Source organism: Actinomycetospora sp. (genome assembly GCF_036497245.1).
In the GTDB taxonomy this organism is placed as follows: domain Bacteria; phylum Actinomycetota; class Actinomycetes; order Mycobacteriales; family Pseudonocardiaceae; genus Actinomycetospora.
In genome coordinates this window covers 1-8,814 of record NZ_DASXJS010000080.1, presented here as the reverse complement: position 1 = coordinate 8,814, position 8,814 = coordinate 1, and the positions used below count along the sequence as shown (strand labels likewise).

Here is an 8,814-nt window from a genome sequence, read left to right as displayed (position 1 = left end):
CGCCGGGGCTCTACACCCAGCCGCCGACCGGCCTGCCGCCCTACCTCGCCGACCGGCCCGCCGTGGCCTCGGACCCGACGGTGCTGACCGACGGGCAGGTCGTGCCCCGGCAGGTCGTGCCTGCGCCGGCGGGAGGTGGGGTCGCAGGACGTCCTTGTGCATCGCTGTTGGACCGATCCGAGCTGCGAGGACTCGGGTTTTCGACCCCGGGGGTGAGGACGACGAGCAGCTGGCGATGTCGGTCGACACGGATCGCGACCTCTTGGCTGACACCTATCGCACCAGGGCCAGCAGGATCTTCGCTCCAGTGACCATCGCCGGCTACCCTGCTGTTCGTCAGCGCATGGCAGAGGACGACAACACGTGCACGGTGACGACGGGTCTCGGCCCCCACCAGGCGTTGGAAACCGAGTGGTCAGGACTGATGATTCGCCAGACGTCCGACCCGTGCCAGCGGGCCGAGGAAGCGATCGCTCTGGTGATCCGCAAGCTCCCACCCCAGAAGTGATCCCGCGCAACCGAGTCACGACGACTCGGTTCCGCCAGAGCACTCCTTGCCGCCCAGAGCCGCAACACCCCGCTCCCGATCCGTGTCCCAGAAACCGGCTCTACGCCGCGAACCTGGGATGGGGTCCTCGGATCCAAGGGTGCGCCATGATCGCAAGTTGTGGGGCTGCGGGCCAACCTCATGTGACCCAGCACAGCACCACCGGCCGGCCGCCGATGGGCAGGTCGGCCACCCAGGTCGCGCGGCGGTCTTTAGGTGTCGCCACCGCTCCGGCAGCCCGGACATCCCATCGCCCCTGCCGGGTCTCGATCATGATCTCCAGCTCGCCGGCGGCATCCGCCGCCACGAGCGCCTCGAACCCTTCCAGACCGAACACCTCGGCCAGCACCGACCCGCCCGAGCGCACCTCACCGGCCGCCGGGTCGATAGCCTCTGCGCCCACCTCGGGCCCTCCCTCGATCCTCGTGATCTCTTCACAGTGATCACGGATCGTGAGGGTCCCAGGCCGTGTCAGTGCACCCGTCACAGCGTGTTTCGCCGGCTACTTCCCAGGTTCATGCCGAGCGGTCGGCGTGGCCTACTCGGCGGCGTCAGGAAGCGGTCACCCCGGCGACGTACTCGGCTGGCCAGCCGAGCTCGACGTGCGCGACGGCCGGGCGCCCGCCCAGCGTCGCGGTCATCCCGACCTCGTTGAGCAGGAGGTGGCGAATCGGCATGGACCAGCCCGCGGCGTACTCGGCGTGGAGCTCGAGCTCGCGCCCCTTCTCGTCGGTGAATCGGCCGCGGACCTTCCGGTGCACCATCTGGTCGTCGAGGTCGGCGTGTGCCTCGGCCGCGACAACCGGCGACACCACGCCGTCGATGTTCAGGTAGCCGTTGACCAGCCGCTCGCCCTTCACGTCCATGATCATCGCGTGCAGCGACAGGTCGTCCCCGGCCGTCGCGTTCATCCACTTCCAGTGCTGGAGCATCGCCCAGTTCCGGGAGCCCCAGGAGTGGTCGCGGTGACCGGCTCCGTTCAGGACGATCCGCCGTCCGTGCAGGGTCACGGTGCCCTCGGTGCGGCACGACTGCTCGTAGCGGTCGTCCGCGACCCAGGACGGGCAGCCGTCGGCATTGTCGTGCCAGCTGAACGGCTCGTGGATGCCCAGGAACCGCAGGGACAGCTCCAGCCCGTCCCCGACGAACTCCACCTCGGCGGTGCGCAACGGCTCGGGCTGGCGCAACGTCACCCCGCCGATCACGCAATCGTCGAGGTCCGCGCCGGTGAACTCGGCGTCCTCGACGTGCGAGAGGAACTCGGGTGCGTGCATGTCGGGCCCCCCGATGAACACGAAGCGCCCCCACCGGGCCGGTGACGAGGGTTCTCCCTCCTCCCGCCACAGGTAGACGAAGACCAGCAGGCCCTCGTCGGGGATCGGGGCGGTGAACAGCACACTCTCGCGGGCGTGCGGCCCGGCCTGCGACACGTCGTGGAGCAGGTCGTCCTGGGGGCCGAATCGGCTCACGCCGTTCCCTCGCTTCCGTTCGTCGGGTCGTCCCGCCACGAGAGGAAGCGGGCGAGGATGGGATCGGTCTCGTCGGCGGTGGCCGCGGTTCGGGCTCCCCGGCTGACCACGCCGACGTCGCCGTCGACCGAGAGCTCGTCCCCTTCGCGGACGGTCTGTCCGGCCACGCTCGCCGAGCGTCCGTCGGAGGCGACGACGACGTCGCCGATGCCGCACACGGCGGTCTTGCCCATCCCCCGTGCGACGACGGCGGCGTGGCTGGTGCGCCCACCGCGGCCGGTCACGACACCCACCGAGGCCATCACCCCGGGCAGGTCGCCCGACGCCGTCGTCGGGCGGACGAGCACGACAGCATCGCCGGCGTCGGCGCGGCTCCTCGCCCGGTCGACGTCGAACGCGGCCCGGCCCACGGCCGCGCCGGGTGAGGCCGCGAGCCCGCGCCCGACGACGTCGGCCTCGTCCACCTCGTCGATGAACCGCGGCGATCGTGCCCCGGCGAGGTGCTCCGCATCGACGCGGTCGACGGCCTCCGCGACCGTGATCAGCCCCTCGTCGACCAGGTCGACCGCCAGCGCGACCGCGGCCCGCCCGCTGCGCTGCCCGACCCGGGTCTGCAGGATGTAGAGCCGCCCGGACTCGACGGTGAACTCGACGTCGCACAGGTCCCGCGCGTCGCGCTCGAGGGTCTCGAACACGCCGAGCAGCTGGGCGTGGACGTCGGGCAGCCGGTCGGCCAGGGCCGTGAGCGGCTCGGTGTCGCACTCGCCCGAGACCACGTCCTCGCCCTGCGCGGAGAACAGCAGGTCGCCGAACGCGCCGCGTGCACCGGTGGAGGGGTCGCGGGTGAACCCGACGCCGCTGCCTGAGCGGTCGTCGCGGTTGCCGAACACCATCGCCTGCACGACGACGGCTGTTCCCATCGCGGAGTCGATGCCCTTGTGCTTGCGGTAGGTCTGCGCCCGGCGGCTGTTCCAGCTGCCGAACACGGCCTCGGCCGCCTCCCGCAGCTGGTCGCGTGGCTCCGGCAACGGTGAGCCGGACTCACGTTCCAGCAGCTCGGCGAGCGTCTCGGCGCGGGCCCGCGCGGCGAGCGCGGGGTCGGGCTCGGGCGCCCGGTCGAGGAGGGCGTCCTCGACGCGACCCGCCGAGATACCCCGCACGGTGCGGACGAACCCGTCGAGCAGTCGCTCCATCGACGTCCACGCGAACCGGGCGTCGCCGCTGCGCTCCGCCAGCCGTTCCGCGCCCTCCATGGTCAGACCCAGGTTGAGGATCGTGTCCATCATTCCAGGCATCGACACCGGCGCCCCGGAACGCACCGAGACAAGGAGCGGGTCGTCGGGGTCGCCGAAGCGCCGACCCGTGGCCGCCTCGAGGGCGGCCATCCGCCCGTCGAGCTCGGGGACGAGTCCGTCGGGCAGCGTCTCGTCGGCGAGGTAGGCCCGGCCGGCGTCGGTGCCCACCACGAACCCCGGCGGCACTGGCAGGCCGAGCGCCACCATCGCGACCAGGCCCGCGCCCTTGCCCCCGAGCACGGCGCGGTCGGTGGTGCCAGCGTCGTCGAATCCGTAGGTGTGGCGGAAGGCGGCCGCCGTCATCTCGTCGCCGCCCGGGCCTGCATGCGCTTCGCCTGTGTGGCCGCGTACTGCGCGTCCCAGCCGTTCTCGAGATGGACCGCGGCCGGCCGGCCGTCGATGGTCCCGCGGCACGCGGCCTCGTTCAGCTGGATGCCTTCCCCCGCGGCGAAGGAGAGCATCGCGAACCGCTCCAGCTCGACGGCGGTGACGCGTCCGGCCTCGTCGGTGATGCGGAACCGGGCACGCTGCTGCTGCCATTGGTCGTCGTACTCGGTCTCGCCGCGCAGCATGGTGACGCCCGCGAGGACGCCGTCGCGCTGCACGTACCCGTGGAAAGTCGTCTCGCCCCGGCCGTGGATCTGCATGGCGTTGAGGACGAGGTCCTCGCCGGCCTGCGCCGAGAGCCACTTCCAGTCCTGCATCGAGTCCCAGTCCCGATCACCCCACGAGTGGTCGCGGTGTGCGGTGCCCTCGATCGCGATCTCCCGGCCGGCCACCCGCAGTGTCCCGGTGATCCGCAACGACTGCTCGAAGCGGTTCGTCGCGACGAAGCTCGGGCAGCCGTCGGCGTTGCTCTGGTAGTCGAACGCCGGGTGCAGGCCCTCGACCCGCGCGGAGAAGGCGACGTCGTCGGCGGTGAACCCGAGCTCGGCGCGTTCGAGCAGCTCGGTGTGGCGCACGATGAGTCCCTCGACGGCCCAGTCGTCGAAGTCGCGTGCCCCGACGTCCACGCCGTCGCCGGTGTGGAACGCGAGCTTCTCGTCCCCCTCGCCCACCACGGCGAGCAGGTAGCCGGCGCGGTTCCCGCCGTCGACCCACGTGTAGAAGAAGATCAGCAGGCCCTCGTCGGGTAGGACGATGTCGTAGTAGAGGCTCTCGCGGGCATACGGCGACGCCGGGAGGGCGTGCCGCAGGTCGTCCTGCGCGGTCAACGGCATCAGTAGCTCCCCTCGTCCTCGCGGCTGCGTCCGAGGGTCTGCAGGAAGTCCTCGTGGCACTCCATCCAGACGGTGTGCACCGAGTCGACGGCGGGACTGCCGAGGTAGGACCACTCGCCGTCCTCCACCTTCTGCAGCGCCGCGCGGAGCCGGCCGCGGTAGGGCGCGAAGCGCGGCACCACCGACTCGGTCCGTTCCAGGACCGGCTCCACCCGCTCGATGACCTCGGCGACCTCGCCGGTCAGCTCGACGAGGGCACCGTCGTCGGTGGTGGAGCCCGCGCGGGCGATGTGGCCCTTCATCGATCCGTTCAGGGCGAGGAACCGGTCGTAGACCTGTCCGAGCCGGTCGAGGTCGAGCCCCGCACGCTCGGAGGAGAGCAGCTCCTCGTGAACCGACCGGCCCGCCTCGGTGAGCATGTGGCCGGCCCGGGTGATCTCGAGGAGGCCGACGCCGACGAGCCGGTCGGCGTCGGCGGGCGGCGCGGGGTGGCTGCCGGCCATCGCGACCGCGTGCAGCGTGGTCAGGGCGTCGTCGGGCACCGGCGGGGCGGGCGGCAGGCCGGCCTCGGGGACGAGCCCCTGGCCCATCAGGAACACCGCACCGAGCACCTGGGGCGCGCCGCCGGTCGACAGCGTGGGGTAGGCCTGCTCGGTGATCGGCGCGAAGTGGTCGAATCCCTCGGCGAGCATCGTGTCCCAGAGCCCGGCCGGCCGGGCCCAGGGGAGCATCATGTCGCGGGTGTAGACCTTCACGCCGTTGCGGATCCGCTCGTCCCACGGCAGCGCGCCGATGACCTCGTAGAGGTCGAGCATCGCCTTGTTGCACCGGGTGACGATCCGATCCATCTCGGCGCGGTCCACGCGACGGATCGCCGACATCGGGGTGTCCCAGGCGTCGCGGGCGTAGACGGCGACGCCCGAGAGGTACTTGAGGTAGTTCCGGGGCTGGGCGAACGTGGTCGCGATGTCGTTGATCCGGATGTCCACCGGGGTGTCGGGCCGGAAGAACATCGCCTCGGTGACCGCGTACGGCAGACCCTCCATCACGCCGGCCCATTCGTAGGCCGTCTCGTTGAGGAAGTGATCCCGGACGATGACGAAGCCCCCGTCGGGCAGCGGGTACGGCCCGGTGTCGCACAGCCCGGCACGGCAGTCGTAGTGCAGCAGGAAGCCGGCCAGTTCGGTCGCGGCGTTGAAGCGGCGGAACGCGGCCAGGTCGTCGGCGTCGGCGAAGCGGTGCTCCTCGTCACGGAAGCGCTCGATCCAGTGGTCGGCGAGCACGGGGACCTGGTAGTTCCGGCCCGAGACGTACCCCGGTCCGTCGCCGAGCAGACCGTGCTGCAGCCGGCGGGTGGCCTGGATGATCGTGTTCGCGTTCGCGCGGTCGTCGAGTCCCGAGGTGACGCCGAGCTGCGCGGCCAGGGCCTTGCCGATCAGCGGGCAGGACCCGGCGGCCCAGATGTGGACGTGGTTGGCCTTGCTGCCGATCTCGTCGCGTGGGATCCGACCGAGATCGATCATCCCGTCGACACCGATCTTCTCGGTGATCATGTCGTAGCAGCGCCCGTAGGTGCCCCACTGCTGGACGAACGAGACGGTCTCGTACTCCTGGCGCGGGATCAGGCCCGACTCACCCTCGGTCTGCCGGGCCTTGATCAGGTCCCAGAGGTTCCAGCCGACGTAGGAGAGGAAGTCGTCGATCTCCTCGTCGCGCAGGTCGCCGGCGATGTTGGCGGCGTCGGTGTCGAGGATGGTCGTGCCCATCCGGGCACGCAGCTGGCGGTCGCCCGTCGTGCCGTCGGCCAGCTCGCCGCGGTAGCTCGCCATCAGCGCGGCCATCTGCTCGGCCTGCGCGGCGGCCTCGGGGTCGGGCTCGACCTCCGCGTCGCCGCCGTCGCTGTCGTAGGTGCGGGCGGCGGGATCGATCGCCACGCTGCCTTGCGGGAACTGTGAGAGGTCGATCCGGACGATCGCTCCGTCCGGCGGGATGATCTCGCCACGGGAGCTGCGGACGCCCTCGGTGAACGCGACCGACATCAGCGCCGGGATCCCGTACTCACGCGAGAGGATCCCGAGGTGGCTCTCGGGTGCGCCCTGCAGGGTCATCACGCCCTTGACCCCGGCCGACAGCGCTGGGGTCAGGAACGTCGTGGTGCCCCCGCGGGCCAGCACGATCGTCTCGGCGATGTCGCCGGTCCGGACGAAGTCCATCACCGCGGCGGGTGAGTCCAGCCACACGACTGGACCCTCCACCGGCTCGTCGTGTTCGAAAACCGTCAGTCCGGTGCCGATCGGCACGTATTCGCCCATGGGGTTCTCCTCGATGAGACGCTCGGCGGCGGAGTCGCCCGCCGGTCGTGGGGGAGCATCGTGACGTGAGCGGGCACCGCAGGCCTATGGCTGGGAGTCCCAGAGTGTGACGCAGGCGATATCAGGCTTGGCGCACTCCCGCGGCCGTCCGCCCCGCCCGGCCCGTCGCTTGTCCCTTTCGGGGTACGACGTGCACACCCATGGACAATGTGATCCCCCTTACGCTCCCTCACGTGACCTCTCTCGCGTCGACCGCCGGCGTCTCCGCCGGCGAGGTCATCCAGCAGCTCGCCCATGAGCTCCTGCTGAGCTCGGGCGAGATCGCGGCCCGCATCTCCGAGCAGGTCCTCGTGAGGCTGCCGGGCCTCGCGCCGCGGGGAGCCCAGGACGCCGTCGACGGCGTGCGGGAGGCCACCGACCAGAACATCGGCGCGATCCTGTCCACGCTGGCGTTCGGTATCCCCGCCACCGCCACCGAACCCCCACTCGGGGCGCGCAAGCTGATGCGCGCGTCGGTGGCCGCCGGCGCCGACATCACCGACCTGCTGCGCGCCTACCGGTACGGCCACGAGCTGATCTGGCGGCGGTGGAGCGACCATGCGGCCGAGCGGCTCAGCGGCAACGAGATCCTCGCCGACGTGCTGGCCCTGTCGTCCGATCACATGTTCACCTTCATCGACCGCAGCTGCGACCACCTGCTCGCCGAGTACCGCACCGAGTTCGGCGCGCTGCGGCCCTCCGGTCTGCGGCGGTCGCACTCGGAGGTGGTGCGCGACCTGATCGGCGACGATCAGGTCGACGAGATCGCGGCGGGCGCGACGCTGCAGCACGACGTCCGCGGCCACCACGTGGCGCTCGTGCTCGCGCCTCTCGACGCCACAGCCGACCTCCGCGCCGCCCTGACCGACCTCGCGTGTCTGGGCGACGCGAGCACGCTCGTCCTCCCGGTGGGGGACGGCACGTGGTGGGCCTGGATGACGTGGGCCGGAGCGCCGGACACCACGTGTCTCGACGCCATGGCCGGCGCCACCAGCCCAGGGGTGCTGGTGGCGATGGGAGCACCGGGGGCGGGACGCCAGGGCTTCCGACGCTCCCACCACCAGGCCCGGGAGGCCGATCGCACCGCACGCCTCTCGGGCAGGCCGGCGATGGGTGTCGTGCGCTTCCGCGACGTCGAGCTGTCCGGCCTGCTCTGCACCGACACCGAACGGGCGCGACGGCTGGCCGCCGACCGCCTCGGGGGGCTCGCAGGCGTCGACGAGACCTGTCGGCGTCTCCGAGAGACCGTGCTGACCTTCGTCGAGCACGGGTGCAGCAAGGCACGGACCGCCGAGCTTCTCCACGTGCACCACAAGACGGTCAGCTACCGACTCGCCCAGGCCGAAGAACTCGTCGGCCAGCGCATCACCGATGACGTCGTCGCCCTCGGCGCCGCACTGGTTGTGCACCAGACCTTAGGAGACTGCTGACGAAGGGCGCTCGTGGGCGGGCGGGGTGACCTCCCGCGTCGTGATCGGACGTCGTGTGGCTGTGGGCCAGTCCTACATCCGCCGGTTCGCGAGCACCGGCAGCACGGCGCGCGCCTTGTCCACGGAGGCGGTGTCGACATCGACGACGAGCAGCCCGGGATCGGCCTCGAGGGACTGCTCGACCACCCCGAACGGCGTCGCCACCAGCGAGTGCCCGACCCCGCGCGGCGCCTTGCCCGGGTCGATGCCGCGGGCGAGGGGGTCGGCCTGGTCGCAGGCGAGCACGTAGGTCGTCGAGTCGATCGCCCGTGCCCGCACGAGCAGCTCCCACTGTTCGACCTTCCCCGGGCCGGCACCCCACGAGGCCGGGAGCAGCACGGTCGAGGCGCCGCGGTCGGCCAGGGCGCGGAAGAGCTCCGGGAACCGGATGTCGTAGCAGACCGCGAGGCCGAGGGTCTCGCCGTCGACCTCCACGACCACGGGCTCCGTCCCCGCCGCGACG

The 8,814-nt window shown here is 71.5% G+C and carries 8 protein-coding genes; 2 read left to right on the top strand and 6 right to left on the bottom strand.

Annotation, left to right across the window (positions count from 1 at the left end; translation table 11 throughout):
- Window positions 1–235: 235 nt before the first annotated feature.
- Window positions 236–508, top strand: coding sequence for a DUF3558 family protein (locus tag VGI02_RS08770; RefSeq protein ID WP_331626938.1), 273 nt, complete (start codon window positions 236–238; stop codon window positions 506–508).
- 178 nt (window positions 509–686) lie between these two features.
- Here the strand turns inward: VGI02_RS08770 and VGI02_RS08765 are convergent, their stop codons facing one another.
- The 5 genes from VGI02_RS08765 to VGI02_RS08745 form a co-directional block, all read right to left on the bottom strand.
- Window positions 687–950: a hypothetical protein gene (locus VGI02_RS08765; RefSeq protein WP_331626937.1), complete on the bottom strand. Its 264-nt coding sequence runs from the start codon at window positions 948–950 to the stop codon at window positions 687–689.
- A 148-nt stretch (window positions 951–1,098) separates the two neighbouring features.
- Complete coding sequence (locus VGI02_RS08760; protein ID WP_331626936.1) at window positions 1,099–2,016, bottom strand: DUF7064 domain-containing protein; 918 nt, start codon at window positions 2,014–2,016, stop codon at window positions 1,099–1,101.
- Window positions 2,013–3,614, bottom strand: a complete 1,602-nt coding sequence (locus VGI02_RS08755; protein ID WP_331626934.1) for a pyruvate, phosphate dikinase — start codon at window positions 3,612–3,614, stop codon at window positions 2,013–2,015. Before VGI02_RS08755 ends, VGI02_RS08760 begins: the two co-directional genes overlap by 4 nt.
- Window positions 3,611–4,531: a DUF7064 domain-containing protein gene (locus VGI02_RS08750; RefSeq protein ID WP_331626933.1), complete on the bottom strand. Its 921-nt coding sequence runs from the start codon at window positions 4,529–4,531 to the stop codon at window positions 3,611–3,613. Before VGI02_RS08750 ends, VGI02_RS08755 begins: the two co-directional genes overlap by 4 nt.
- Window positions 4,531–6,843: a PEP-utilizing enzyme gene (locus tag VGI02_RS08745; protein ID WP_331626932.1), complete on the bottom strand. Its 2,313-nt coding sequence runs from the start codon at window positions 6,841–6,843 to the stop codon at window positions 4,531–4,533. The genes VGI02_RS08750 and VGI02_RS08745 overlap by 1 nt, the downstream gene beginning before the upstream one ends.
- Window positions 6,844–7,076: 233 nt before the next feature.
- Here VGI02_RS08745 and VGI02_RS08740 point away from each other — a divergent pair, with 233 nt between their 5' ends.
- The gene (locus VGI02_RS08740) at window positions 7,077–8,312 is read left to right on the top strand and encodes a PucR family transcriptional regulator (protein WP_331626931.1); all 1,236 of its coding nucleotides are present in this window, start codon (window positions 7,077–7,079) and stop codon (window positions 8,310–8,312) included.
- A gap of 72 nt (window positions 8,313–8,384) precedes the next feature.
- On the opposite strand, the gene VGI02_RS08735 is transcribed toward VGI02_RS08740, so the two are convergent.
- A partial coding sequence (locus tag VGI02_RS08735) for a nitrilase-related carbon-nitrogen hydrolase (protein ID WP_331626930.1) occupies window positions 8,385–8,814 on the bottom strand: 430 nt, incomplete at its 5' end.